This window comes from Eisenbergiella tayi, from assembly GCF_001881565.1.
Taxonomy (GTDB): Bacteria; Bacillota; Clostridia; order Lachnospirales; family Lachnospiraceae; genus Eisenbergiella; species Eisenbergiella tayi.
This window is the reverse complement of sequence record NZ_MPDJ01000011.1, coordinates 83,728-110,590: the sequence shown is the minus strand read 5'-3', so window position 1 is coordinate 110,590 and position 26,863 is coordinate 83,728. Positions and strand designations below refer to the sequence as shown.

21 protein-coding genes are annotated in these 26,863 nt (G+C 48.3%); 18 read left to right on the top strand and 3 right to left on the bottom strand.

The window, feature by feature from the left end:
* The first annotated feature begins 59 nt into the window (after positions 1-59).
* The 4 genes from BLA28_RS28915 (at position 60) to BLA28_RS28900 (ending at position 2,620) form a co-directional block, all read left to right on the top strand.
* Entirely contained in the window at positions 60-521 is a 462-nt protein-coding gene (locus tag BLA28_RS28915; RefSeq protein ID WP_069157286.1) for a GNAT family N-acetyltransferase, read from the top strand.
* A gap of 101 nt (positions 522-622) precedes the next feature.
* Positions 623-988, top strand: a complete 366-nt coding sequence (locus BLA28_RS28910) for a VOC family protein (protein WP_069157287.1) — start codon at positions 623-625, stop codon at positions 986-988.
* Positions 985-1,773 carry a class I SAM-dependent methyltransferase gene (locus BLA28_RS28905; RefSeq protein WP_069157288.1) on the top strand — a complete coding sequence of 263 codons (789 nt, stop codon included), beginning with the start codon at positions 985-987 and terminating at the stop codon, positions 1,771-1,773. The genes BLA28_RS28910 and BLA28_RS28905 overlap by 4 nt, the downstream gene beginning before the upstream one ends.
* Before the next feature lie 70 nt (positions 1,774-1,843).
* Complete coding sequence (locus tag BLA28_RS28900) at positions 1,844-2,620, top strand: GNAT family N-acetyltransferase (RefSeq protein WP_069157289.1); 777 nt, start codon at positions 1,844-1,846, stop codon at positions 2,618-2,620.
* Between the two features lie 91 nt (positions 2,621-2,711).
* Here BLA28_RS28900 and BLA28_RS28895 read toward each other — a convergent pair whose 3' ends face one another.
* Positions 2,712-3,875 carry an SAM-dependent methyltransferase gene (locus BLA28_RS28895; protein ID WP_069157290.1) on the bottom strand — a complete coding sequence of 388 codons (1,164 nt, stop codon included), beginning with the start codon at positions 3,873-3,875 and terminating at the stop codon, positions 2,712-2,714.
* A 276-nt stretch (positions 3,876-4,151) separates the two neighbouring features.
* On the opposite strand from BLA28_RS28895, the gene BLA28_RS28890 reads away from it, so the two are divergent.
* Entirely contained in the window at positions 4,152-4,550 is a 399-nt protein-coding gene (locus BLA28_RS28890; RefSeq protein WP_009253122.1) for a BlaI/MecI/CopY family transcriptional regulator, read from the top strand.
* Entirely contained in the window at positions 4,547-6,979 is a 2,433-nt protein-coding gene (locus BLA28_RS28885; RefSeq protein WP_069157291.1) for a M56 family metallopeptidase, read from the top strand. Before BLA28_RS28890 ends, BLA28_RS28885 begins: the two co-directional genes overlap by 4 nt.
* Positions 6,980-7,049: 70 nt before the next feature.
* On the opposite strand, the gene rpsT is transcribed toward BLA28_RS28885, so the two are convergent.
* Entirely contained in the window at positions 7,050-7,313 is a 264-nt protein-coding gene (rpsT, locus tag BLA28_RS28880) for a 30S ribosomal protein S20 (RefSeq protein ID WP_009253119.1), read from the bottom strand.
* Between the two features lie 257 nt (positions 7,314-7,570).
* On the opposite strand from rpsT, the gene gpr reads away from it, so the two are divergent.
* The 11 genes from gpr to tsf all read left to right on the top strand — a co-directional run bounded on the left by gpr (position 7,571) and on the right by tsf (position 22,387).
* A complete protein-coding gene (gene gpr / locus BLA28_RS28875; RefSeq protein WP_009253118.1) occupies positions 7,571-8,482 on the top strand; it encodes a GPR endopeptidase in 912 nt (303 codons plus the stop codon).
* Between the two features lie 41 nt (positions 8,483-8,523).
* On the top strand, positions 8,524-9,843 hold the full coding sequence (locus tag BLA28_RS28870) for a stage II sporulation protein P (protein ID WP_050018692.1): 1,320 nt from the start codon (positions 8,524-8,526) through the stop codon (positions 9,841-9,843).
* 94 nt (positions 9,844-9,937) lie between these two features.
* Positions 9,938-11,752 carry a translation elongation factor 4 gene (gene lepA, locus BLA28_RS28865; protein ID WP_009253115.1) on the top strand — a complete coding sequence of 605 codons (1,815 nt, stop codon included), beginning with the start codon at positions 9,938-9,940 and terminating at the stop codon, positions 11,750-11,752.
* Between the two features lie 554 nt (positions 11,753-12,306).
* Positions 12,307-13,527: a radical SAM family heme chaperone HemW gene (hemW, locus tag BLA28_RS28860; protein WP_069157405.1), complete on the top strand. Its 1,221-nt coding sequence runs from the start codon at positions 12,307-12,309 to the stop codon at positions 13,525-13,527.
* 76 nt (positions 13,528-13,603) lie between these two features.
* The gene (gene sigK, locus BLA28_RS28855; protein WP_016360251.1) at positions 13,604-14,257 is read left to right on the top strand and encodes an RNA polymerase sporulation sigma factor SigK; all 654 of its coding nucleotides are present in this window, start codon (positions 13,604-13,606) and stop codon (positions 14,255-14,257) included.
* A gap of 277 nt (positions 14,258-14,534) precedes the next feature.
* Positions 14,535-16,091, top strand: a complete 1,557-nt coding sequence (locus tag BLA28_RS28850) for a YifB family Mg chelatase-like AAA ATPase (protein ID WP_044971914.1) — start codon at positions 14,535-14,537, stop codon at positions 16,089-16,091.
* Entirely contained in the window at positions 16,081-17,208 is a 1,128-nt protein-coding gene (dprA, locus tag BLA28_RS28845; RefSeq protein ID WP_081329981.1) for a DNA-processing protein DprA, read from the top strand. The genes BLA28_RS28850 and dprA overlap by 11 nt, the downstream gene beginning before the upstream one ends.
* A gap of 214 nt (positions 17,209-17,422) precedes the next feature.
* Positions 17,423-19,507 carry a type I DNA topoisomerase gene (gene topA, locus BLA28_RS28840; RefSeq protein WP_044971912.1) on the top strand — a complete coding sequence of 695 codons (2,085 nt, stop codon included), beginning with the start codon at positions 17,423-17,425 and terminating at the stop codon, positions 19,505-19,507.
* A gap of 146 nt (positions 19,508-19,653) precedes the next feature.
* Positions 19,654-20,439 carry a GTP-sensing pleiotropic transcriptional regulator CodY gene (gene codY, locus BLA28_RS28835; RefSeq protein ID WP_044971911.1) on the top strand — a complete coding sequence of 262 codons (786 nt, stop codon included), beginning with the start codon at positions 19,654-19,656 and terminating at the stop codon, positions 20,437-20,439.
* A gap of 207 nt (positions 20,440-20,646) precedes the next feature.
* Positions 20,647-21,414 carry a 30S ribosomal protein S2 gene (gene rpsB / locus BLA28_RS28830; RefSeq protein WP_044971910.1) on the top strand — a complete coding sequence of 256 codons (768 nt, stop codon included), beginning with the start codon at positions 20,647-20,649 and terminating at the stop codon, positions 21,412-21,414.
* 43 nt (positions 21,415-21,457) lie between these two features.
* On the top strand, positions 21,458-22,387 hold the full coding sequence (gene tsf / locus BLA28_RS28825) for a translation elongation factor Ts (protein WP_069157292.1): 930 nt from the start codon (positions 21,458-21,460) through the stop codon (positions 22,385-22,387).
* A gap of 264 nt (positions 22,388-22,651) precedes the next feature.
* Here the strand turns inward: tsf and BLA28_RS28820 are convergent, their stop codons facing one another.
* Positions 22,652-24,346, bottom strand: a complete 1,695-nt coding sequence (locus BLA28_RS28820) for a methyl-accepting chemotaxis protein (RefSeq protein WP_071699673.1) — start codon at positions 24,344-24,346, stop codon at positions 22,652-22,654.
* A gap of 183 nt (positions 24,347-24,529) precedes the next feature.
* On the opposite strand from BLA28_RS28820, the gene BLA28_RS28815 reads away from it, so the two are divergent.
* Positions 24,530-26,806 (top strand): glycoside hydrolase family 3 protein, encoded by a 2,277-nt coding sequence (locus tag BLA28_RS28815; protein WP_069157407.1) that lies wholly within the window; start codon positions 24,530-24,532, stop codon positions 26,804-26,806.
* The last annotated feature ends 57 nt before the right edge of the window (positions 26,807-26,863 follow it).

Here is a 26,863-nt window from a genome sequence, read left to right as displayed (position 1 = left end):
TTATACTTATTCCAATTCCAAAAATTTTAACAATATAGAAATGACAGGAGGAGAGCAGTATGAAAATCAGGATTGCAGCAGCTGAGGATATTCCGGAGATTGAAGAACTTTACAGGCAGCTTTTTGCCGCGATGGCGGAAATCCAGCCGGAATTTATCCGTCCGGCTTCTCAGGACGAATCATTTATACGAATGAATATGGAAAGCGAAGAAGCAGATATCCTTACCGCCTGGGAGGAAGAGAAAATGGTTGGCTTTCTTATGGTCCAGCAAAAGTCTGCGCCGCCTTATGAGTGCTTCATTCCGCATCGTTTTGCCTGTATCATGGATTTGGCAGTTGATGAAAAGCACCGTGGAAAAGGCATCGGGACCAGTTTGCTCAAGGAGGCGGAAGCCTGGGCCGTAAAAAGAGGACTGGAATACATAGAGCTCGGAGTCCTGGCAGGCAATTTTTCTGCGGAAGGACTATATGAAAAAATGGGATACAGGGATACGCAGAAAACGATGCGGCATATGCTGTAGATGTTTTAAAGGAAAGGCAGGGGAGCAGCAGATTGCAGCGGCGGAACCTTTCGTGTAAGATAATAGTGTGATAATAAGCGGAATTAGGAAAGGGGCAGAATATGAATTGTACGATCCGTTCTTTGTATCTTTGTGTAAAGGATATGGACAGAGCCATCCGGTTTTATGAATCCTTCCTGGAGCAGCCCGTGACCGGCAGGGATGAGCTTTACAGTGTATTTGATGTGAATGGATTCCGGCTGGGGCTCTTCGCTTATGAAAAAGCTGGGGAAGCTCATACCTACGGGAGTAACTGCCTGCCCAGCCTGGAAGTGGACTGCCTGGATATTCTGAAGAGTAAGCTGGAGGGTCTGCCGGTAATTTTTGAATGCAAAAGAATAGGAAATAATTGGGTTTCTGAATTTGAGGACAGCGAAGGAAACCATATAGAGCTGACGGCGCCGGTGAAAGAGGGGGATAAATTATGATTACCGATAAAAGAATTGATGGAGGTAAAGGGTTTGACTGGGGGAAAACCTCCGGTGACTATGCAAAATACAGGGATATTTATCCGCCGGAATTTTACAGGAGAATTCTTGATGCAGGCCTTTGCATCAAAGGGCAGCAGGTTCTGGATCTGGGTACGGGTACAGGCGTGCTCCCCCGATACCTCTATCCTTATGGCGCAGAATTTACCGGAATGGACATCTCTGAAAACCAGATTAAGACGGCAGAAAAACTTTCGGAGGAGGCCGGTATGGATATCCGTTTCCTGAGCGGGCCTGCGGAACAGTTGGATTTCCCTGATGGAAGCTTTGATGTGGTAACGGCATGCCAGTGCTATTTCTATTTTAAGCATGAACAGCTTGCCCCGGTGCTTGCCCGGGTATTGAAGCCTTCCGGACGTTTTGCCATTCTGTATATGGCCTGGCTGCCGGAGGAGGATCCCATTGCCGGAGCCAGCGAAGAACTGGTGCTTAAGTATAATCCTTCCTGGACCGGGAAGGGAGAAACCAGACATTATATTGCTGTGCCTGAAGCCTATGGAAAATATTTTACGGTGGAAAGCAATGAAATCTACGATCTGCAGATACCCTTCACAAGAGAAAGCTGGGATGGACGTATCCGGGCCTGCCGGGGAATCGGAGCATCGCTTTCTGAGAAAGAGGTAGAAGCATTTACCAAAGAACACCGCCGTCTGCTGGAAACAATTGCGCCGGAGGAATTTACGATCCGGCATTATGCGGGGATGGCGGTATTGCGGAAAAAATAGTATGCTTTGTCCAAAACCAGAGGAGACAGAAAGTAAGCAGACAGTCCAATGGCAGGAGGGAAAAAAGGAAATGACAAGAAAAGAAATCATGCGTATCGCACTGGAACAATCCGCGATAGATGCCAACTGCCGCCCGGAGGATTTCACCAGCGGACAGAACAGGACAGTGATATCCAAAGCAAATGAAAAAGCAAGGAAATATCTGGAGCTTCCGTCTTACTGCATGCTGATATCCTATGGAAGCAATATTGTGGCTTCTGTAGATCCGTCTGTTTCAGACGAAGTGGAAAAATATCTGGGCAGGTTTCAGATTGGTCATTGTTTCGGGACGCCTAACCTGTATCTTCTCAACGATCTGTTTGCCAGAGATGATCGGCAGATCTGTTTTATGGCAGAATATTTTCTGCCGGACAGCGAGCGTCTGCGGGCCATGCCCTGTGATTACGAAATCAGGATTCTTTTTCCTGAAGATTTAGAGTCACTTTATTTTCCTCAGTGGAGCAATGCGTTAAGCAGCCAGCGCAGGGAACTGGATGTTCTTGCCGCAGGGGCCTGGCATGAAGGAAAGCTGGTGGGATTGGCGGGGTGTTCCGCGGATTGTGATACCATGTGGCAGATAGGAGTTGATGTTCTGCCGGAATACAGAAGGCAGGGGATTGCGGCGGCTTTGACAAGCCGGCTTGCACTGGAAATTCTGGAAAGAGGGAAGGTACCCTTTTATTGCGCTGCCTGGGCCAACCTGAAATCTGTCCGTAACGCGATACGCTGCGGCTTCGAGCCTGCATGGGTGGAAATAGATGCCAGACCTGGCACTTTTATAAAGGAAATAAAAGGAGAGGCCCTGTGAGAGGTCTCTCCTTTTTTGTCGCGTACAGCGAACGAAACGTCCGCGCATATATATTTGAATTCCTGCTGTAAAATATTATACCGTCTGATCTTTAATACCATCTGACCATAGGAAGTTCATTATTTATCCCTTTTGTCATAAGGATCTGATGCAGGTCGATAATCCCATTATAGAAGGTTGCCGCGCAGGCGGCCAGATACAGGTGCCACATGCGTACAAATTTTTCATCAAACATGCTTCTGACCGTATCCAGATGCTCCAGATAATTCTTTCTCCAGCATAGAAGAGTACGGTTATAATGGAGTCTCAGGTTTTCCACATCCATTGTGTGGAATTGTTCTTCCGCCATGCCGGAAATCATTTCACGCAGGCTGGGAACCACTCCTCCGGGGAAAATATATTTTTTAATCCAGGGATCTCCCGGATATTCCTTCAGCGCACTGATAAAATGAAGCAGAAACAATCCACCGGGTTTCATGATCTGGCTGACGCAATGAAGGAAAATCTGATAATTCTCCCGGCCTACATGCTCCACCATACCTACGCTTACCACTCTGTCGAAGGTCAGATGTGATTTGGGAAGATCACGGTAATCCATCAGCTCCACAGTCAGATAATCCTCCAGCCCCTCTTTTTTAATCCGGGTCTGGCATTCCCTGTACTGCTCCTGGCTTAAGGTGATTCCGGTTCCCTTTATTTTGTATTTTTTAGCGGCCTCAATCAGCAGGAAACCCCAGCCGCAGCCAATATCCAGCAGGGTCATACCTTCTTTCAGACAGAGCTTCTGCAGAATGTAATCCACCTTATTGACCTGCGCCTGATACAGGGTATCATCTTCGTGAAGAAAATAGCCGCAGGAATAGCTCAGTGTCTCATCCAGCCATAATTTGTAGAAATCGTTTCCGATATCATAATGGCTGCTTACCTCCTTTTGCTGGTTTTTCTTTGCGGTAGAAGTGTGTATCAGCTTTTTCAAGGCATTATGATCTGCTGAAAACTTTCCCATCTGTCCCAGAAAATGATCCAATGCATTGTACAAATCGCCTTCGACTTCCAGATCATGATTCATATATGCTTCTCCCAGTGCAAGAGAAGTACTTGTCGCTAAATCGGAAAGAGAAATCTCTTTATTGAATTGAACGGTAAAAGTGGGATCCCCTTCCCCGATGAGATATTCCTTTCCGTCCATTTTAACCAGAAAGGGATATTCATCAAATTTTCTTAAAAACTGCAGCATTACATGTTCTTCCAGCATAGTAATATCCTCCTTGTCTACATCTATAATACACCAAAAACAGAGAATGGATCATTTTTTTTGCGATTTTTTTAAGTATTCCCATGATTTTGCATATATAACGCTTATTATTGGATCGGGCGAAAAGAAAGAGATATCGTAAGCAGACCGTTTTGGAAAAAGGAAGACGGTCGGAAAGAAAACGAGACAAATGTAGAAAAACATTTGACAATCTATATGATTTGTTATACTCTTTAATTAGACAAATGACTAATTTGAAACGGGGGATTATTTAATATGAAGAAACTGCCTGATGCGGAACTGGAATTAATGATGATTATCTGGGATGCCGAAGGGCCGGTTACCAGAATGGAGATTGAGGAAAGGATGGATGAAGGCAGGGAAGTGCTGCCAAGTACGATTCTGTCCCTTCTTTCCCGGCTGGAGGAAAGAGGCTTCGTAGAAAGGGAGAAGAGAGGCAAAATCAATTATTACAGCGCCCGTGTGGAAAAGGAACCTTATTTAAAAGAAACCGGACGGCATATTTTAAAGCGTATGTTCGGAGGCTCCATATCCAACTTCGCCACAGCCCTGTATGACGGAGAAGAACTGAGTGATGAAGATATCGCCTGCCTTCAGGATTTTATAGACAGTAAAACAGGGAAGCATACACCCTCCGGAGGAAAAAAGAGATGACAGGATTCCTGCCTGGTATTTTGAAAATAACCTTGTTTGCCGATCTTTTAATAGGATTGGTATGGCTTCTTTCCATATTTTTAGGGAGCGGGTCAGGATATCGGTGGAGAAAGCTTGTCTGGCTGATTCTGGCGCTCAGGCTGCTGATCCCTGTAAGTGTTTCTTTTGCGGACATTTCGGAGCGGCTACCTTTGCTGCGGGTGAGTCTCCCTGCCGCTGAGGAAAAGCAGGGTGATTTGCAAAGCCCGGAAGAAGAAATAGAGGCAGGCCCAGCTGCAGGTACAGGAACCGTTCCAAAGGCTTTATCACCAGCTGCCGGAAATGAAAATGCGGCGGATTCTGCGGCGGAGAACGCCCGACAGGCAGAAAGCATCCAAAGCTCAGAAGGCGTCCGGCGGACGGAAGATATCCGACAGATGGAAGAACTCCCGCAGAAAGAAGACACCATGACTCATGGCCGGCTGCCTTCGGGACTATTTCTGGCGTGCATTTGGCTGGCGGGTTTGCTGATTACCGCAAGATTCCATATTTCCCAATATCTGCATACCAGAAAATGTATTTTGGAAGCCGCCCGTCCATGCAGGGATAAAAGGACGGATTTGCTCGCGCAAAGGCTTTTTCAGGATTATGGCATAAAAAAGGCAATTCCGATATTAGTGAGCGACGATGTTTTTACCCCGATGGTAACCGGATATAGGAGCCCGGTGCTGCTGATTGACAGGAATTCCTGTAATGCGCCGGAGCTGGAGGCAATGCTGCGCCATGAACTGTGCCATTACAAATACGGTGATTTGTGGTACAAGCTTCTTATGGTAGCAGTCTGCGACATTTACTGGTTTAATCCGGTTCTCCGGATCATGAAACGAATGGCTTTCTTTGATGTGGAATGTGTTTGTGACAGCCGTGCCGCCGGAAATATGGATCCGGAAGAAAAGAAACGCTATGGAAGCATGCTTATAAAACTGGCTCAGGGAAACGGTACTTCATATACAGCCGGGTTCTCATCAGGGAAAAAGACAATGAAGGAGCGGCTGAATAATCTTTTTACGGATAAAAAGAAAAAGACCGGGTACTTTGCGGCCTTCGTGCTTTTGGCAGCGGTTTTGTTCCTGTCTATGACGGTGGTATTTGCGGGAGAAGACAGCGGGAATCAAAGGGAAGACGGCACAGCTCTGGCGGAAAGTGATTCCGGAAACGAGCAGAAGACGGAAACGGCTCAGCCTGTAAAAGTCTTCCGCGTAGATTCGGTGGAGGAACTTTATCTGGACGAACCCTTTCAGTTGGAACGTTATCATATGACAAACCGTGTAACTGTGGATAATCATTTTTTTATTGATGATGACAAGGTGCTGTGGGGATATGGCCGCAACAGCTATGGCCAGCTGGGAATAGGAAGAGTGGATGACCTGGAGGTTCTCTATCAGGAACCGATAAAGATAGCGGAAAACGTAGTTTCCGTGGATGAATCCACGAACGGCTATTTCACCATATATCTGACGGAAGACGGAAAACTGTACGGCATGGGTATGAATATGATGGGGGTATTAGGAAAAGAGCCGGGAACGGAATCTTTGTTTGATGATTTCGGAGAAAATTCACAGGTACTGGAACCCATGCTTCTTATGGAACAGGTGGCCTTTGCACGGGCCGGTATGTATTCTGTCGTAGCGCTGAAGGAGGACGGCAGTGTCTGGTGGTGGGGAGAATATAAGGCTCTTTCCGCGACCTCCTATTCGGATGGCTATTGGTATAAAGAGGAATGGCCGGAAAATCCCCGCAAAATGATGTATACCAGGCCGCATCTCATGTTGGAGGACTGCGTTTATGCAACTACCGGAAACTGGACCGGAGCCGCCATAACAAAGGATGGAGAATTGTATACATGGGGCCTTAATATATGGGGGCAGTGCGGGACAGAGGTGACAGGAGATGATTATGTACGGACTCCGGAAAAGGTACTGGACAATGTGAAAATGGTATGGCCGGAACGGATGATGTTTCAGGACAGCCGGACGGAGATGCCGGAATTCATGACCTATAATACCAGCTATAATGATAATCTGTTTGTACAGCTGAAGGACGGAACCCTGCTGGCCTGCGGCCTGGAGCTTGGTGATAAAGCCAGAACCATTCAGCTGGAAGGAGACATGCTGCAGCCTGCCACAAGAGAATATTCGGACAGTTTCGTTCCTATAGATATCTTCGAGCTTTCCGATGAGGACATATGGGCTCTGCTGGAACAGTGTGAGACCGGCAGTACGGCGGAGGAAGCGGAAAAAATTCTGGAGGATAATCAGATTGCCTTTCTGGAATGCTTTGAAGAAGGAGGAACGTATCCTCTTTATCTGGAAATCGAAGAAGGAAGATTTTACCTTTATTTAGATGAAGAAGGGAAAGTCAAATATTTTTCTGACAAAAGAGAAGAATAAAATGAAAAAAATCCTCATCCTACATGACGGTATAGGATGGGGATTTTAGCATACACTCTGTATATCTGAATTATGCCATCTGGTTTACAGCTTTGGAAAGACGGGACACTTTTCTGGATGCTGTATTTTTGTGATATACACCTTTGGTTGTTGCCTTATCAATAGTAGATGTGGCAGCGAGAAGAGCAGACTGTGCTGCGCTCTTATCACCAGCTTCAATAGCTGTGTATACCTTCTTGATAGAAGTTTTCACACCAGACTTGATAGCTTTGTTTCTGTCAGCTTTGGTTCTGTTAACCAGAATTCTCTTCTTAGCAGATTTGATGTTAGCCAAGATTTTCACCTCCATTTTCAAGTGAATTTTTCTTATTCCTTATGAAAATGTTTCATTAAACCCGGACACGGTCGTTCTAATGGAAACATACGAATATATTCTATCGGACGACCAGTTATATGTCAATACATAATTTATTTATTTTTGCAAAAAATAGGCATATCACATTTTGCGCAGCTCAAATCCCGAAGAATGTCAGCGGGCAAGAATGAGACGGACGCATAATGTAAAGTAAAGTGTAGAGCGGGAGAGTACAGATGAGTTGTTTTCAGGTTAGAACAGACCTGGCATTGGAAGCCAGAGAAAGCATTACGGATGCAGACGGAGAATTACGGGGGGTCCGGGTGGAAGAATTTCATAACCCCAAAAGTGAGGTTCAGATTACCCGTGTCATCATTGACACCAAAAATGGAGCAAAGGCCATGGGAAAACCGATGGGCACCTATGTCACGCTGGAAGCGCCGGCGCTGATAGAACCGGACGAGGACTATCACAGGGAGGTTTCTGAGGAACTGGCCAAACAGCTGAGAAATTTAATCCCTGATATTGAGAAGGAACAGTCCATTCTTGTCGTGGGACTTGGCAACAGGGATGTCACGGCAGATGCCCTGGGGCCGGAAGTGGTGGATAATCTGTTCATCAACAGGCATGTGATAAAGGAATACGGGAAAGCGGCCTACGGCTGCGAAAAAATGCACATGATAAGCAGTATTGTCCCCGGGGTTATGGCTATGACGGGAATGGAAACCGCAGAAATCGTAAAGGGTGTTGTGGAGCAGACAAAACCGGATGCACTGGTTGTTGTGGATGCCCTGGCGGCCCGGAGCACGAAACGTCTTAACCGGACTATCCAGGTTTCCGATGCGGGAATCCATCCGGGTTCCGGTGTGGGAAACCACAGGAATGCTATTAATAAGGAAAGCCTGGGAATTCCTGTAATTGCGATAGGGGTGCCCACAGTGGTGGATGCCGCGACGATCGTAGGGGATGCCATTGAAAGCATGATACAGGAAAGCGGGGAAGAGGGATATTTTTTCAATAGGGAACATCCCAAAGCGCTGTCGGAACTGAATAATATGTACGTAACCAGCAAGGATATCGATGAAACTGTGAAACGCCTCAGCTTTACCATTTCGGAAGCAATAAATATAGCTTTGGATATTGCGTAATAATCTGCATAAATAAGAAGTACAGGTGCATATATTCTTCTATGAATAAAAAATGGAATGGAAGAAAAATTTTTCATAAATGTGTGCTTGTACTTCTTATTATCGCAATGGGGGATTTCCTGTTTTCCGGCCGCAGCTCGGTCGGTGAAGGGGAGGGAGAACATTTCTCGTGGAAAGAAGTGTTTGCAGCCAGGGCGCAGGAAGGTGTGCTTAATATCTGGCTGCCTTCTTTTGCTTTTGCGGATAAGGGCAGTGCTTCAGGGAGAGGGTGGTTTGAGCAGATTTTGGGCCAGCAGGTCCCTCTTTTTGCGTATGCCGGCAGCCAGGATAATGAAAATCTGCAGACGGAAAGCGGGAGTACCTATGAAAAGATCCTGCTTCTGGAAGGGGCGAGCGAGTACACGGAAAGCGAAGACGGGGATGCGCTGGAGGTGCCGGAGACATCGGAGGGAAAGATCCGTCTGGATGATAATATGACACAGCTGCTCCAGGAAGAAAATCAGACAGGCCAGGATCAGGACGGTGAGCAGCAGGAAGTCCAGATGCCAGCCCCGGATCAGTTTGGGTTTATAAAGGCGGCAGGAAGAAGCCAGGAATATAACTGGAGCTATTACCAGGATTTTGATGCCCTGATCAAAGAATTCTACGCGGTGGACGCCACTACGGAGGCCAATCCCAAGCGGCTGAACCTGGACGCCCTGCTGGGAAAGACCATGGCAATCACCAAAAATCCGGATGTACCCCAGATTTTAATTTACCATACCCATTCCCAGGAGGATTTTGTGGATTCCGTGCCGGGGGATATATCCACCACGATAATGGGGGCGGGAGAACTGCTGGCGCAGATTCTGCGGGAGGAATACGGCTATAACGTAATCCACCATATGGGTATGTATGACGTGGAATCCAGAGATTATGCCTATTCCAACTCCCTTCCTGCCATTGAACAGGTGCTGGCGGAGAATCCCACAATCGAAGTGGTGATCGATCTGCACAGGGATGAAGTATTGGAGGGCAGGAAGCTGGTAATGGATCTGAACGGGAAGCAGACGGCTCAGTTTATGTTTTTTAACGGGCTTTCCTATACCAAGGCACATGGAGATATTGATTATCTGCAGAATCCATACATAGATGAAAACCTGGCATTTTCTTTCCAGATGCAGGTAATTGCCAATGAATATTATCCCGGACTGACCAGAAGGATCTATCTGAAGGGCTATCGTTACAACATGCATCTGAGGCCCCGCTCCCTCCTGATCGAGCTGGGCGCCCAGACGAATACGGTGGAAGAAATCAAAAATGCCTGTGCCCCTATAGCGCACATCCTGGATCTGGAATTATCCGGTAAGGGTTTGTATTGACCGACTTCACTGATTTTGCTATACTTGTGCATGTGAAACTCACATGTGAGTTTCACATGTGCTTCCGTATATGCAAAAGAGTTGGAGGAATTTTATGTCTATAGATCAGAGTAAAATCAGGAATTTCTGTATTATTGCCCATATTGATCACGGTAAATCGACACTGGCGGACCGGATCATTGAAAAGACCGGCCTTCTGACCAGCAGGGAAATGCAGGAACAGGTGCTGGATAATATGGATTTGGAAAGGGAGAGGGGCATTACCATCAAATCCCAGGCTGTACGTACCGTATACAAGGCCAAAAACGGGGAAGAGTATATTTTCAACCTGATTGATACGCCCGGCCACGTGGATTTTAATTATGAGGTGAGCCGGTCGCTGGCTGCCTGTGACGGAGCCGTGCTTGTGGTGGATGCGGCACAGGGAATTGAAGCCCAGACTCTGGCTAACGTTTATATGGCGCTGGATCATGATCTGGATGTTTTCCCCGTAATCAATAAAATAGATCTTCCCAGCGCGGAACCCGATCGCGTGAAAGAAGAGATCGAGGATGTAATCGGTTTGGAGGCCCATGACGCGCCTCTGATTTCCGCCAAGAACGGTGTCGGCATTGAAGAGGTTCTGGAGCAGATTGTGAACAAGATCCCGGCTCCCGGCGGAAGTGCGGACAACCCCCTGCAGGCTCTGATTTTTGACTCCCTGTATGATTCCTATAAAGGGGTTATCATTTTCTGCCGTATTATGGAAGGCAGGGTGAGCAAGGGAACCTCCATCCGTATGATGGCTACCGGTGCACAGGAAGAGGTGGTCGAGGTGGGGTATTTCGGGGCAGGGCAGTTTATCCCCTGTGACGAGTTATCTGCCGGAATGGTTGGCTATATTACCGCTTCCATTAAAAATGTAAAGGATACCGCTGTGGGCGATACGGTGACGGATGCCCGGAATCCCTGCGCGAACCCTCTGCCAGGTTATAAGAAGGTAAATCCCATGGTATACTGCGGTATGTATCCGGCGGACGGGGCCAAGTATCCGGATCTGCGGGATGCGCTGGAGAAGCTGCAGCTGAATGATGCCTCCCTTTTTTATGAACCGGAAACCTCTGCGGCTCTGGGCTTCGGTTTCCGCTGCGGTTTTTTAGGGCTTCTTCATCTGGAAGTGATCGAAGAACGGCTGGAGAGAGAATATAATCTGGATTTAGTGACGACGGCTCCCGGCGTTGTTTATAAGGTGCATAAGACAAACGGAGAGGTTATGGAGCTGACGAATCCTTCCAACCTGCCGGATCCTTCCGTAATAGAATATATGGAAGAGCCTGTTGTCAGTTCGGAAATTATGGTGACCAGCGAATTTATCGGTTCTATTATGGAACTGTGCCAGGAGCGCAGGGGCCGTTATCTGAGCATGGAATATATGGAAGAGAAAAGAGCGCTTCTGAAATATGAGCTGCCTCTGAATGAAATTATATACGATTTCTTTGATGCTTTGAAATCCCGTTCCAAGGGCTATGCGTCCTTTGATTATGAGTTGAAGGACTATGAAAGGTCGGAGCTGGTAAAACTGGATATCCTTATTAACCGGGAAGAGGTGGATGCCCTGTCCTTTATCGTCCACAGGGACAGCGCCTATGAACGGGGACGCAGGATGTGTGAGAAGCTGAAGGATGAAATTCCCAGACATCTGTTTGAAATTCCCATTCAGGCCGCTGTAGGGGGCAAGATTATTGCCAGGGAAACGGTGAAAGCCATGCGTAAGGATGTGCTTGCCAAGTGCTATGGCGGTGATATTACGCGTAAGAAGAAGCTTCTGGAGAAGCAGAAGGAAGGTAAGAAGCGTATGCGCCAGGTGGGGAATGTGGAGATTCCTCAGGAGGCTTTTATGAGTGTTTTGAAGTTGGATGATAAGAAGTAGGTTGTGAGGCCGGATCCATCCCGCCTTTGGATATGCCGTCCCCGGCGTCGTCTTTCCGGCCTGTGTCCGGCGGTGTTCCCTATGGTTGGGCGGCGGCAGACAAAAAAAGGGGCTGTTTCTAACTATTTTGTCCCTCAACTCCGCTGCCAACGCGGCTGAACTCCTCCCTTTGGTCGTCGAGCGACTTTAGTCGCTTACAGCGCCGCTAAGGGCGGGCAGTGGAGTTGAGGATCAAAATAGTAAGAAACAGCTCCCTTTTTTCGAGATGCCGCCTTCCAACCATAGGGAACGCCGCCGGACACAGGCCGGAAAGACGACGCCGGGGACGGCATATCCAAAGGCGGGATGGATCCGGCCGCGGTAGTTTTTTGATAGTTATAAAAGAACACTCAGGGAAGTGAGTAGGCCAGGTTTAAATGAGTTGGGAATTTATGTTGATTAGTTGGATTTTAGTTTAGAAAGTTTTAATAATCAGGACTCTTTTCAGATGGGTGGTTTTCTGGTATGCTGGAAGGCAGATGGAAGGGGTTTTCTTGGAGGGTGGAATGAGAAGTATGCAGCGAAGTGGTGAGAGCGGCAGGCGGTCCCTTGGTATCTATCTACATGTTCCTTTTTGCGTTCGCAAATGTCTTTATTGTGATTTTCTTTCGGCTCCCGGTGATGATGAGATGAAAACTGAATATGTTGAGGCTTTGATGAGGGAAATTCGGGGTCAGGCGTCTCTTTACGGAGGGCATGAGGTGAGGACTGTATTTTTTGGCGGAGGCACGCCTTCTTTGCTTTCCGGAGAACAGATTGGTGTTATCATGGAATGCCTGCGGGAGGAGTTTTCTTTCGGTGGGGACGGGGTGGAGGTTACTATGGAGGTGAATCCCGGGACTGTGACGAGGGAGAGTCTTTCGGGGTATCGGCTGGCGGGGGTGAACCGGCTCAGTATGGGGCTGCAGTCGGCGGATGATAGGGAATTGAAGGCTTTGGGGCGGATTCATACCTGGGAGGATTTTCTTTGCAGTTATGAGATGACGCGGAAGGAAGGGTTTGGTAATATTAATGTGGATCTGATGAGCGCGCTTCCGGGGCAGAGTCCTGAGGGGTGGGCGGAGACGCTTGAGAAGGTGATTCGGCTGAAACCGGAGCATATTTCTGCTTATAGTCTTATTATTGAGGAAGGGACTCCTTTTTTTGAGTATTATGGGAAAAGCGGGGATGGGGCGGAAGCCGGGCGGCTGCCTCTTCCCACGGAGGATGAGGATCGGGTGATGTATGGGCGGACGAAGGAGATTATGGGAAAAGCGGGGTATGGGCGTTATGAGATATCTAATTATGCGCTTTCCGGGTTTGCGTGCCGTCATAATGTTTCTTACTGGGAGCGGAGTGATTATGCGGGGTTCGGTGTGGGAGCGGCGTCCCTGCTCGGTAATGTGAGGTGGAGCAATACGGCGGATATGGGACGGTATCTGGAGTTTTCCGGGGAGAGAGGGATGGAAACACATCTGAAGCTGTCGGTGCAGAAGCTTTCCGTGCAGGAGCAGATGGAGGAATTTATGTTTTTGGGGCTGCGTATGACGGATGGGGTTTCGGCCCGCCGTTTTTATGAGGAGTTCGGGGAAAGTCTGGAAAATATTTATGCGGCTGCCATTGATAAGCTGGTGAAGGAAGGGCTTCTTGTCCGGGTGGAAAAAGGCGCGGACGGCAGGGAGGATACCTGGTTCCGGCTGACGGATTTTGGTATAGATGTGAGCAATTATGCTCTTTCTGAATTTTTATTCGATTAAAAGGTTTCGAAAAGTACTGGCACTATAACCCCATTCGTCACATAGAATAGTATTAAATTGACTATGGGGGCTCCTTTTGAAAACCTTTCTGAAACCACTGTCGAAAGAGGAGGAAAGCGCGTGTCTGGAAGCGCTGCGGGGGAGTGACGGCGTAAAAGCCAGGGAAGCCAAGCAGGTACTAATAGAGCGAAATCTGCGGCTGGTAGCCCATATCGCAAAAAAGTATCAGAACGTGGATGAAGATATGGAGGACCTGATTTCCATCGGGACAATAGGCCTGATCAAAGCGGTGGAATCCTTTGATGCATCCAAAAACAGCAAGCTGGCCACTTATGCGGCCAGGTGCATAGATAACGAGCTCCTGATGATGCTCAGAAGCAAAAAAAAGACATCCCGGGAGGTTTCGCTTTATGATCCTATCGGTACTGACCGGGAAGGAAATGAAATCAGCCTGCTGGATGTGACGCCTCAGGAACAGCCGGATATCGTGGACCAGATGGAACTGGAAAGAAGTCTGGGAAAGCTGTCGGGCCTGATTAATTCTCTGTTGACCGACAGGGAAAAAGAGATTATCTGTCTGCGTTACGGGCTGTGCGGAGGAGAAGAGGTTACACAGCGTGAAATAGGAAAAAAGCTGAATATTTCCAGAAGCTATGTTTCCCGCATCGAAAAAAGAGCGCTGACGAAGCTGCGGGAAGGTTTTGAAAAAATGGAAGTTCATTACCTGTAACCGGTATACATAAGAAAATTGCAGTATGCAGTCCAGCCTCCCTTTTCTTCCTTTGTCTGAGCCTCCTGTCAGGACTGCAGCACTGTCGCCGGGAAAAGACTCGGGCAGGGAGGAAACAGGGTATATGGAGCTCCTGCAGAAGATTCCTGTCCCGCGGTAGAATTTTTTCTGCTTTTGTCTGATTTTTGTTCTGATTCAAATATTCTTATATTTCTTGTATTTCTGTTATTTCTGTCTTCGCGTGAGCGAAATCCTATTCCTTATAAGGAGAAATCTAATGTACAGTACAATTTATACCGGAGGGCTGCATGGCATGGAAAGCTATCTGGCCCGGGTGGAAGTGGACATATCAAGAGGGCTGCCGGGCTTTGAGATGGTCGGCCTTTTGGGAAGTGAGGTCAAGGAGGCCAGGGAACGAATCCGTGTGGCGCTTAAAAATGCGGAGGTGACGCTTCCGCCTGTGCGCATCACCGTAAACATATCCCCCGCAAGCCTTCATAAGGAAGGAACCGCCTATGATCTGCCTGTGGCGGCGGGGATTCTTGTGGCTCTTGGCATACTTCCCCAGGAATATGTAGAGAATACACTGATGGCGGGAGAACTGGGCCTTAATGGCGATATCAAACCGGTACGCGGGATCCTCCCCATGGTTCTGGAGGGGAAGAAACAGGGAATGAGCCGCTGTATCATACCTCTGGAAAATACAAAGGAAGCGAGGCTGGTGGAAGGTATCCGTATAACCGGGGCCGGTAATCTGGCGGCTCTTCTGGACAGCCTTTTGCAGAATGAAGGAAAGGATGGGGATGAAACGGAACCGGTCTGTAACGGGAATAGTTCCGCAGGAAAACGGCCGGGCCTGGATTTCGGGGAAATCAGAGGACAGGAAAGCGCCAAGCGGGCGGCGGTGGTGGCAGCCGCCGGGTTCCACCATCTGCTCATGATCGGGCCTCCGGGGACGGGAAAGACCATGATAGCACGGAGCATGTCTTCCATATTGCCGCCCTTATCCAAGGAGGAACAGCTGGAGGTAACCAAGGTCTACAGTGTGGCGGGGATGCTGGAGGAAGGAACCGGCCTGATTACGGACAGGCCATTTGTAAACCCGCATCATACAATTACCGGACATGCCCTCACCGGGGGCGGCAGGATTCCCCGTCCGGGTGTCATCAGTCTGGCGCACAGAGGGATTCTGTTCCTGGATGAGCTGACGGAATTCAGAAGGGAAACGCTGGATCTGCTCAGGCAGCCCATGGAAGAGCACCGGGTCCAGATCGCCCGGAGCAGCGGAACCTTCAGCTATCCGGCGGATTTTATGCTGGTGGCGGCCATGAATCCCTGTCCCTGCGGATATTATCCGGATCGGAACCAGTGCCGCTGTACGCCGGGAGAGGTACAGAGATACCTGAGCCGGATTTCCGGCCCTATTCTGGATCGCATGGATATCTGCACGGAGGTGCCGAGGATGGAATTTGCGGGACTGACGGGAAGCGGAAAAAAGAATGGCAGTGACAGCAGACAGCTGGCAGCACAGGTAATGGAAGCGAGAGCCAGGCAGGAGGAGCGCTATAAAGGGATGCCTATCCGGTTCAATTCACAGCTGGGAGCGGGAGATATCCGTATTTTCTGCCGTCTTGGGCTTTCTGAGCAGCAGTATATGGAACGGCTTTTTGATACGCTCGGATTGAGCGCGAGAGGATATCATCGGATTTTGCGGCTGGCCCGTACGCTGGCGGATTTGGACGGGGAGGATCAAATCGGGAAAATTCATTTGAGTGAAGCCGCCTGTTACCGCATGGCGGGCGGAAAATACTGGAGGAAAAGCAGTGAAGAATGAACGGATGGAAAAAGAAAAGGAATTTTCTTATTGGCTATGTAATATAGAAGGAATAGGAAGAATTACAGTTCTGCGCCTTATCAGGGAAGCAGGAAGTGCCGAAAAGGTATATGGAATGGAAGAAAAAGCTTTGGCCGGAATGCTCCGTCCTTCCCAGCTCATGAATTTCCTGAAAGCAAGACAGGAAAAAGATGTAAAAAGGGAATATCAGAAGCTTTGGTCAAGAGGAATCCGTTTCATCCCTCTTTCTGATCCGGAGTATCCGCGCAGGCTTTCTTCCATTCCGGATCCGCCGGCAGGAATCTATGTCCGGGGTGAACTCCCGGAAGAGACGAAGCCGGCGGCGGCCGTGATAGGCGCAAGAATGTGCTCGGAGTACGGCAGGTATGTGGCTTCTTGGTTCGCATCGGCGCTTTCCCGCGCCGGAGTGAATATTATCAGCGGGCTTGCCAGAGGGATTGACGGAATCAGTCAGGAAGCGGCCATCCGGGCCGGAGGAAAGACCTATGCCGTTCTGGGCTGTGGGGTGAATATCTGTTATCCCGAAGAAAACAGGAAAATTTATGACAGGATACCGGGACAAGGAGGCATTCTGTCCGAATTCCCTCCGGGAATGCTTCCCAAGGCAGCTCATTTCCCTGTAAGAAACAGGATTATAAGCGGGCTTTCCGATGTTGTCCTGGTGGTTGAGGCCAGAATGAAGAGCGGCACCCTGATTACAGTGGATATGGCACTGGAACAGGGAAAAGAGGTATTTGTGGTCCCCGGAAGGATAACGGATGCCCTCAGCAGCGGCTGTAATGAGCTTATCAGACAGGGAGCGTGCATGGCCTGCAGCCCTGATGTACTTCTGGAGGAGCTTGCCAAAAACCGGAAAAAATTCCGGAAGAATGCGGCAGCCTCAGACGGGTCTGCCGAAGAGGAACCGGCTGAGGACGGAGTGAAAAGCTTCCTTGATTTCACTCCACGGGCGGCAGACAATATTTATGAAGAGATGAAGAAAAAAGGGATTTCCATGTCCCTTCCCCAGCTTCTGCAGAACCTGCTGGAGCTGCAGATGGAAGGTGCGGTAAAACAGGAAGGAGGCTATTTTTTCCTGTCCGGTGAAAAGTTGTAAATTCCTAAAATAAACATGAGATTTTTATAAAATTCCTTGCCACGGCAGAAAATATGGTGTATAGTGGTTCACGATTGCTGGCTGTTTAGCGTATGTCCGGCGATCGAAGGGAACGGGTTAACAGCCTTACATTATCTGATACATTTGGTATGAGTTGCGCAGGAGTATAGAGAAACTCCCATCGGCGCAAAGGAGAAGGAGATAAAAGGTCTATATGGCAAAATATCTTGTAATAGTGGAATCACCTGCAAAGGTAAAAACAATCAAGAAGTTCCTTGGCCCGAATTATGAGGTGGCCGCAAGCAACGGTCACGTACGGGATCTGCCTAAGAGCCAGCTGGGAATTGATGTTGAGCATGATTATGAACCGAAATATATTACCATCCGCGGCAAGGGGGATATCCTGGCGAATCTTCGCAAGGAGGTTAAAAAAGCGGAAAAAGTATATCTGGCAACGGACCCTGACCGTGAGGGGGAAGCGATTTCCTGGCATCTGACCAACGCGCTGAACCTGGAAAAAAACGGAAAGAAAATTTACCGGATCACTTTTAACGAAATAACTAAGAATGCGGTGAAGGAATCGCTGAAGCACCCGAGGGAAATAGATATGGGACTGGTGGATGCCCAGCAGGCCAGGCGTGAGCTTGACCGTATGGTGGGGTACCGTATTTCCCCGCTGCTCTGGGCGAAGGTCAAGAGAGGCTTGAGCGCCGGGCGTGTACAGTCCGTGGCGCTTCGCATGATTTGTGACAGAGAAGATGAAATTAACGCATTTATACCGGAAGAATATTGGACGCTGGATGCTTCCTTTAAGATTCCCGGCGAAAAAAAGCTGCTGACAGCCAAATACTATGGCACTACGAGCCAGAAGCAGAACCTGACCTGTGCGGAAGATGTGGAAAAGGTAAAGAAGGAGCTGGAAGGCGCGGCTTATCAGGTAACCGATGTGAAGAAGGGCGAGAGGGTAAAAAAAGCGCCTCTTCCGTTTACCACATCCACGCTGCAGCAGGAAGCCAGCAAAGTGCTGAATTTTTCCACCCAGAAAACAATGCGCCTTGCACAGCAGCTATATGAAGGAATTGATATAAAAGGGAACGGCACGGTGGGTGTTATCACCTATCTTCGTACGGATTCCACCCGTGTGTCCGAGGAAGCGGAGCATCAGGCTGCGCTGTATATTGAAAAGGCTTACGGCCCGGAATATACGGGAGCAAAGAGCCAGGAGAAGAAGAGCGGCCAGAAAATACAGGATGCCCATGAGGCGATCCGTCCCACCGACATTTCCCGTATCCCGCTGGAACTGAAAGAATCGCTTTCCAGGGATCAGTTCAGACTGTACCAGCTTATCTGGAAACGGTTTGTTGCAAGCCGTATGACTCCGGCTGTTTATGAGACGACGTCAGTGAAGATCGATGCTGCAGGCCACCGTTTTACAGTAGCGGCAAGCAAAATCCGGTTTGATGGCTTTATGAGCGTTTATACACAGGAGGATGACGAGAAGGCGGAAAATAATACTCTGGTAAAGGGAATTGACAAGAATACAAAGCTCACCTTCGACAGCTTCCAGGAGGATCAGCATTTTACCCAGCCCCCGGCACATTATACGGAAGCATCTCTGGTAAGGGCGCTGGAAGAGCAGGGAATCGGCCGCCCGAGTACCTATGCTCCCACAATTACGACCATTCTGGCAAGAAGATATGTAGTAAAGGAAAATAAGAATCTTTATGTTTCCGAGCTGGGTGAAGTGGTAAACTCCATGATGAAGGAGGCATTCCCCACGATTGTTGATGTGAACTTCACGGCCAATATGGAAGCGCTTCTGGACGGTGTGGAAGAAGGAAGCGTGAACTGGAAGACGGTTGTGTCCAATTTTTACCCGGATTTGGATGAAGCGGTTCAGCAGGCCGAAAAGGATCTGGAACAGGTACAGATTGCGGACGAAGAATCGGATGAGGAATGCGAGCTGTGCGGCAGGAGAATGGTAATTAAATATGGCCCTCACGGCAGGTTCCTGGCGTGTCCCGGTTTCCCGGAATGCCGCAATACCAAGCCGTATTTTGAGAAGGTTGGAGTGGCCTGTCCCAAATGCGGGAAAGACATCGTGCTGAAAAAGACAAAGAAGGGCAGAAAATACTATGGCTGTATCGGAAATCCGGAATGTGATTTTATGGTGTGGCAGAAGCCTTCGGCAGAAAAATGCCCCCAGTGCGGTTCCATTATGCTGGAAAAGGGAAACAAGCTGGTCTGCTATAATGAAGAATGTGGTTATGTGATGGAGAAGAAAACGGAAGAAGTATAAGAACTGCTCAGTATGGCTGTTAGTGCCTGGGTCGTCCGGTATACAAGTGCTGCAACGGTCAGAGTGACAAAATGCGTTGCGTCTGACGGGTGTCTGTGCTACAATAGTGTCATAAGTTTGGGCATTCTGCCGGAGGAAAAACTAACATGAGTAGCGTTCAACTACTGGACAGAACACGGAAAATAGGAAAGTTGCTTCACAACAACAATTCCAGTAAGGTGGCTTTTAATGATATATGCAAGGTTATGAGGGAAATTCTCGGATCCAATGTACTGGTAATCAGCCGTAAAGGCAAAGTACTGGGAATTGCCACAGCGGATAACAAAGAGGTTATTGCAGAGCTGCTTAAGGACGAAGTGGGTAGCTTTATAGATCCTATGCTGAATGAGAGGCTTCTTTCCGTCCTTTCCACCAAGGAAAATGTTAATCTGGCGACATTGGGATTTGAAAATCAGTCTATCATGAAATTCGCGGCGGTTGTTTCTCCCATCGAGATTGCGGGAGAGCGTCTCGGCACCCTTTTTCTTTACCGCCATGGAGAGACCTATGATATAGATGATATTATTCTCTGTGAATATGGAACTACAGTAGTTGGCCTGGAAATGCTGAGGTCTGTCAGCGAAGAGAGTGCGGAGGAAAGCAGGAAGCTGGCGGTTGTCAAATCTGCCATAGGAACGCTGTCCTATTCGGAAACACAGGCTATTATCCACATCTTTCAGGAACTGAATGGCCTGGAGGGAGTTCTGGTAGCGAGTAAGATAGCGGACAGAGCCGGTATTACCCGTTCCGTTATAGTCAATGCCCTGAGAAAGTTTGAGAGTGCAGGAATCATCGAGTCCCGTTCCTCCGGAATGAAGGGCACTTATATTAAAGTAAGAAATAATGTTGTTTTTGAAGAAGTTAAGAAGCTGGAAGAAAGCATGAAGTCCTGATAAACGGAAATCAGCAGAATCAGGCTGATTTTGGTAAATCCCCCTTGCACAGGGGGATTTTTTATGCTATAATCCAAATGTTGTGACCAAAAATCACGTATGTGGATTTCCAGTCCGGTGCTTCTTTAACGCGGAAGTGGCTGGGAATGGAAGCTGAGTATTCCAGAGAAGCATACGGAAGAATTCAACCAAACGGAGGTAAGAAACATGAGCGTTATTTCTATGAAGCAGTTACTGGAAGCAGGTGTTCATTTCGGACATCAGACAAGAAGATGGAACCCTAAAATGGCTCCTTATATCTTCACAGAGAGAAATGGTATCCATATCATTGATCTTCAGAAGTCCGTAGGAAAGATTGACGAAGCTTATAATGCAGTTTCCGAAATTGCAGCACAGGGCGGAACCATTCTTTTCGTAGGAACCAAGAAGCAGGCTCAGGACGCTGTTAAGGCTGAAGCAGAGCGCTGCGGTATGTATTATGTAAATGAAAGATGGCTGGGTGGTATGCTTACCAACTTCAAGACCATCAGAAGCAGAATTGAAAGACTGAAACAGATCGAGACCATGGCCGAAGACGGAACATTTGATGTTCTTCCCAAGAAGGAAGTTATCCAGATTAAGAAAGAATGGGAAAAGCTGGAGAGAAACCTGGGCGGCATTAAGAATATGACCAGAATCCCTGATGCTATTTTTGTAGTAGATCCCAAGAAGGAAAGAATCTGTGTACAGGAAGCTCATATCCTGGGAATCACCCTGATTGGTATCGGTGATACCAACTGTGATCCTGAAGAACTGGATTTCATCATTCCTGGTAATGATGATGCTATCAGAGCAGTTAAATTAATCACATCCAAGATGGCAGACGCAGTTATCGAAGCAAATCAGGGCGAAGCTGTTTATGATGAAGAAGCTCTGGCTGCCACGGAAGCAACAGACATCGAAGAAGTTGCAGTGGAAGCGGAAGCAGCAGAATAAGCATAACAGACAAGAATGATACAGAAAGGCGGAGGAAAATAGAATGGCTATCACAGCAGCAATGGTAAAAGAATTAAGAGAGCTTTCCGGCGCAGGTATGATGGACTGCAAGAAAGCGTTAAATGAGACAAACGGCGATATGGAAGCGGCTATGGAGTTCCTGAGAAAGAACGGACAGGCTAAAGCAGAGAAGAAAGCCGGAAGAATTGCAGCAGAAGGTCTTTGCCGTATCGCAGTAAAGGGAGATACATCCGCAGCGGTTGTTGAGGTTAACTCCGAAACAGACTTCGTGGCAAAGAATGAAAGCTTCCAGGAATTTGTTGCAGCTGTTGCAGAGCAGGCAGTGAATACTGACGCGGCTGATATCGACGCTTTCATGGCTGAAGCATGGAATGCGGATCCTGCCAAGACTGTTAAGGAAGCTCTGGTAGAGAAGATCGCTACTATCGGTGAGAACCTGAATATCAGAAGATTTGAGAAAGTTACGGCAGAGCATGGCTGTGTTGTTTCTTATATTCATGGCGGCGGAAGAATCGGTGTTATTGTAGAAGCCGATACGGATGTTGTTAATGATGCTGTTAAAGAGTGTCTGTCCAATGTAGCAATGCAGGTTGCCGCTCTGGCTCCCAAGTATGTGGCTACAGCAGATGTTCCTGAAGAATATAAAGAGCATGAAAAAGAAATCCTCATGGCTCAGGCACAGAATGATCCTAAAAATGCGAACAAGCCTGCTAATATCATCGAGAAGATGATTTCCGGCCGTCTTGCAAAGGAATTGAAGGAAGTATGTCTGCTTGAGCAGGCTTACGTAAAAGATGGTGATTTGACTGTTGCCAAGTATGTGGAGCAGGTTGCCAAAGAAAACGGTGCAGTTCTTTCCATTAAGAAATTCGTTCGTTTTGAAACAGGCGAAGGTCTTGAGAAGAAGGTTGACGATTTCGCAGCAGAGGTTGCTGCTCAGGCAGGTCTGTAAGAAGCCGTTTCCATCCGGTCGGAAACGACAGGTATCCGAACCGATAATGAAATAAAGATAATTATAGAGCAGAACTATCAGGATTCATTCTCCTGATGGTTCTGTTTTTTCGTGCGCCCGGCGGCGCACGTTTCTAACCTTTTCAGCGCTGCCTGTATCAATAAATCAAAAACGGCCTGACCGGGAGGACTGTGTGAAACAGTTCTTTCGGTCAGGCCGCTGATGCAGCACGTATGTAAATATCACATGCGGATGATTCGATAATTAACGAGAGTTTGCATTTTCAGTATTGCGCAGCCTGAAGTTTGATACAATCTGATTGAGAAGATTCGCCTGCGCTGCAAGCTCTTCTGCGGATGCGGCGGATTCTTCGGCCAGAGCGGAATTGTTGTGTACCAGGGAGGAGATTTGTTCTACTGACTGGTTCATGCCGACAATCGTCTCCTTCTGCAGTTCAGCGGCAGAGTCGATATGCCGGAGTACTTCTGAAATACGCCGGGAGATATTTTCTACCTTGCCCAGACTTTCTCTGGTCGTATTAGTGATTTTATTCCCGTGCTTGACATTCTCTGCACTTCTTTCAATCAGGGAGGAGGTTTCCTGGGCTGCCTGTGCGCTTTTTGCGGCGAGGTTGCGGACTTCATCGGCGACTACGGCAAAGCCTTTGCCATGCTGTCCTGCCCGGGCTGCTTCCACCGCTGCGTTGAGCGCCAGAATATTGGTCTGAAATGCAATATCGTTAATGGTTTTGATGATATTGGAAATCTCCAGGGAACTTTTGTTGATGTCGTTCATTGCATCTGTCATATCCTGCATCAGCTCGGTGCTTTCCTGAATAATGCTCCCTGCATCGCTGTCGGCAGAATGGGCATCGGAGGTTTTGCTCAGAGTTACTTCGCTCTGTTCATAGACATGGGCGACATTTCCGGCGAACTGCTCGATTGATGAGGTCTGCTGGATTGAACTGCTGGCCAGCTGCTGAGAAGTCATTGAAATCTGGTTCGCCGCGCCGGAAACCTGATTGACGCTGGAGAGGATTTCACGGAACATTACATTCAGCTTATGAATCATTTTCTCAAGAGCCTTATTCATGGCATCCTGTTCGCTTCTGAGCTTGGGAGTGATGTTCAAATTACCGTCGGCAAGCTCTTCCATAACGGATATTTGAGCCTGGATGCCGTGAATCATTGTCTGGAAGGATGCTGCCAGCTGTCCGATTTCGTCATTGCGCTGCATCGAAATGTTGATGTCCACATTGCCCTCTGCCAGCAAGTCTGCGGCCTTTGTGAGTTCAACGATGGGCTTTCCTAAATAATTGTTGACCAGTCTCACACTGACAAAGCCGAACAGGATGCAGAATATTACCACAATGAGAAAAAGACGCAGAGCAAACATATAGACTTCCTGCATCACATCGTCAAGGCTGATATCAACTCCAACGACGCCTACAACCGTGCTGCCGTCTTTAATCGGAGCATAGCCGGTAACTGTTTTGCCGTAACCTCCGGCACTATAGACACCGGTTACACGCGCCTGACCGGAAGAGACGGTCTTAAACAGATTCTCATCATAAGCATCAATGCTTTCTTTGGTTCCCAAATCGAATTCCTCAAAATCGGTAGCGGGATTATAACCTTCTATATAATAGGTCGCGCTATCCGATATCCTTGCATCAAGTACATAGAGGAAAGCTACATCTGTGTCGGTTTTTACTTTGTCCAGCGCCTGTTTGGCATGATACCAATTGTCGTTTTTTTCTAATGTATCAATGATCTGGGTAAAATCAGAAGAATTTACAATAGCTGCGGCAGACTGCGCAATATTCAGCGCCCGCTGGGCATTGCTGTCTATGGATGCATTTCGGAAAAAAATAAAACTGATAATACCAATTGAAAGAGTACAGAACATAACTGCGATGATGATGGCAAAAGATAGTTTTCGTGCAATTGATTTAGACATGATATCTCCTTCTATAAATTTAATAAAACTCAAATATTAATATATATCGACCCAAAAGTTAGATAGTTAATCAAAATGTTACTCTCTGCAAATTTATATGGCAAGAATCCTCTGGCATCCGGAAGAATCCTCCTGTATAATAAAAGAATAGATTCAAACGGCTATGATATGGAAGGAGAAGGCATGGAAAAATTGTGGGAAGAAAAGCAGATGGATGGTTATCGTCTGATTCGGAATGAAGAAGGCAAAGATCTGGGGGTGTCCGACGGAAGCAAAGTGAATATTTTGACAGTGGACGGACATGCGTTCAAGGATTTCCTGGGAACCGGAGAGCTGGTTCCTTATGAGGACTGGAGACTCAGCGCAAGAGAACGGGCTGAAGATTTGGCGGCAAGGCTGCCCGTGGAAGATATTGCGGGGCTGATGCTTTACAGCGCCCACCAGATTATTCCGGCCCAAAGCGGCCCCGGCCCATTCACGGCGACGTACGGCGGCAAAAGCTTGGAAGAAAGCGGGGAAGAACCCTGGGCGCTGACTGATCAGCAGAAAAAGTTCCTGACAGAAGACAAGGTTCGGCATGTGCTGATTATGGGATTAAAGGATACGGAAACTGCGGTGCGCTGGAATAACAGGATGCAGGCCCTTGCGGAAAATACCGGCTTCGGGATTCCTGCCAATAACAGTTCGGATCCCAGGCATGGGAGCGGAAGCGGGGCTGAATTTATGGGGATTACAGGCGAACCCATATCCAAATGGGCCAACGGCATCGGTCTCACCGCTTCCTTTGATCCGGAGAGCGTAAAGGAATTCGGGAAAATCGGTTCCAGGGAGTACCGGGCATTGGGAATCGCCACGGCACTGTCGCCCCAGATAGATTTGGCTACGGAGCCGCGCTGGATGCGGTTCCCGGACACCTTCGGGGAACATACGGAGCTTACCGTCGCCATGACAAAAGCCTACTGCGACGGCTTTCAGACTACGGAAGGAAGCCCGGACGGCTGGGGGAAAGACAGTGTAAACACCATGGTGAAGCATTTCCCGGGCGGAGGCCCCTGCGAGGCGGGCCGGGATGCCCACTATGCTTACGGCAAATATGCGGTATATCCGGGAAATAATTTTGATGAGCATCTGAAGCCTTTTACGGAGGGCGCCTTTAAGCTGGAGGACGGAACAGAATGCGCCAGCGCGGTGATGCCGTACTATACCGTTTCCTATGGACAGGATAAGGTGAATGGAGAAAATGTGGGAAATTCCTTCAGCCGTTATCTTATCGGTGATTTACTCAGGGAACAGCTTGGGTATGACGGTGTGGTATGCACGGACTGGGGAATTACGCATGATGAAGGCTCGACGGAAGAGGAATTCGCCGGTAAATGCTGGGGCGTGGAGGGGCTCACGGAAGCGCAGCGGCATCTGAAAGCGTTGGAAGCAGGCGTGGATCAGTTCGGCGGCAATAACGACGTGCAGCCGGTTCTGGAAGCCTATCGCTTGGGCTGTGAAATATATGGGGAGGAGGCCATGCGGAAGCGGTTTGAACGTTCCGCGGTGAGGCTTCTTATGAATATATTCCGTACAGGCTTATTTGAAAATCCTTATCTGGATCTGGAGGAGTCCATAAATACAGTGGGAAATCCGGAATTTGTCCAAAAAGGGTATGAGTCCCAGCTTCGTTCTGTTGTCCTTTTGAAAAATAAAGGCGGGGTACTTCCCCTGAAGGAAAAATGCAGGGTTTATATACCGGACAGGCATATCCGTCCCTACAGGAATTTTATGAGCGGCATCACTCCGGAAGCATATATAACGCCGCCAGGGAAAAAAGCGGCGGAAGGATTGTTTGAAGTGGTGGATACCCCGGAAGAGGCGGATGCGGCTGTCTGCTTTGTGGAATCACCGATTTCCATAGGCTACAGTCCCGAAGACAGGACGGCCGGAGGAAACGGTTATGTGCCCGTCACTCTGCAGTATCGCACATATACGGCGAAAGCCGCCAGAAAAGTGAGTCTGGCGGGAGGGGATCCGCTGGAGGATTTCACGAACCGTTCCTATTATGGGAAGACGAATACCGCTGCCAATGAAGAGGATCTGGATCTGGTGATCCGTACCAGAGAACAGATGAAGGATAAGCCGGTGATTGTTTCCATGACGGTCAAAAATCCTGTGGTGATGTCGGAAATGGAGCCTTATGCGGATGCCATCCTCACGGAATTCGGAGTCTCTGCGGAGGCGGTGCTGGATGTGATTTCAGGCCGGTTCGAACCGGAGGGACTTCTTCCCCTGCAGATGCCGGCTGATATGGAAACCGTGGAAGAGCAGGCGGAGGACTGTGCGTTCGATATGCGGGTATACACCGATGAAGAAGGACACTCCTATGATTTTGCCTTCGGCATGAATTATTCCGGTGTCATTTCGGACAAAAGGACTGACCGGTATGGCAGAAAAAAAGAAATGCTGGACAGGTAATTGAACGAAACAGTATAATATAAGCAAAATATTCCAATAATAATGACAGAGGAGCCC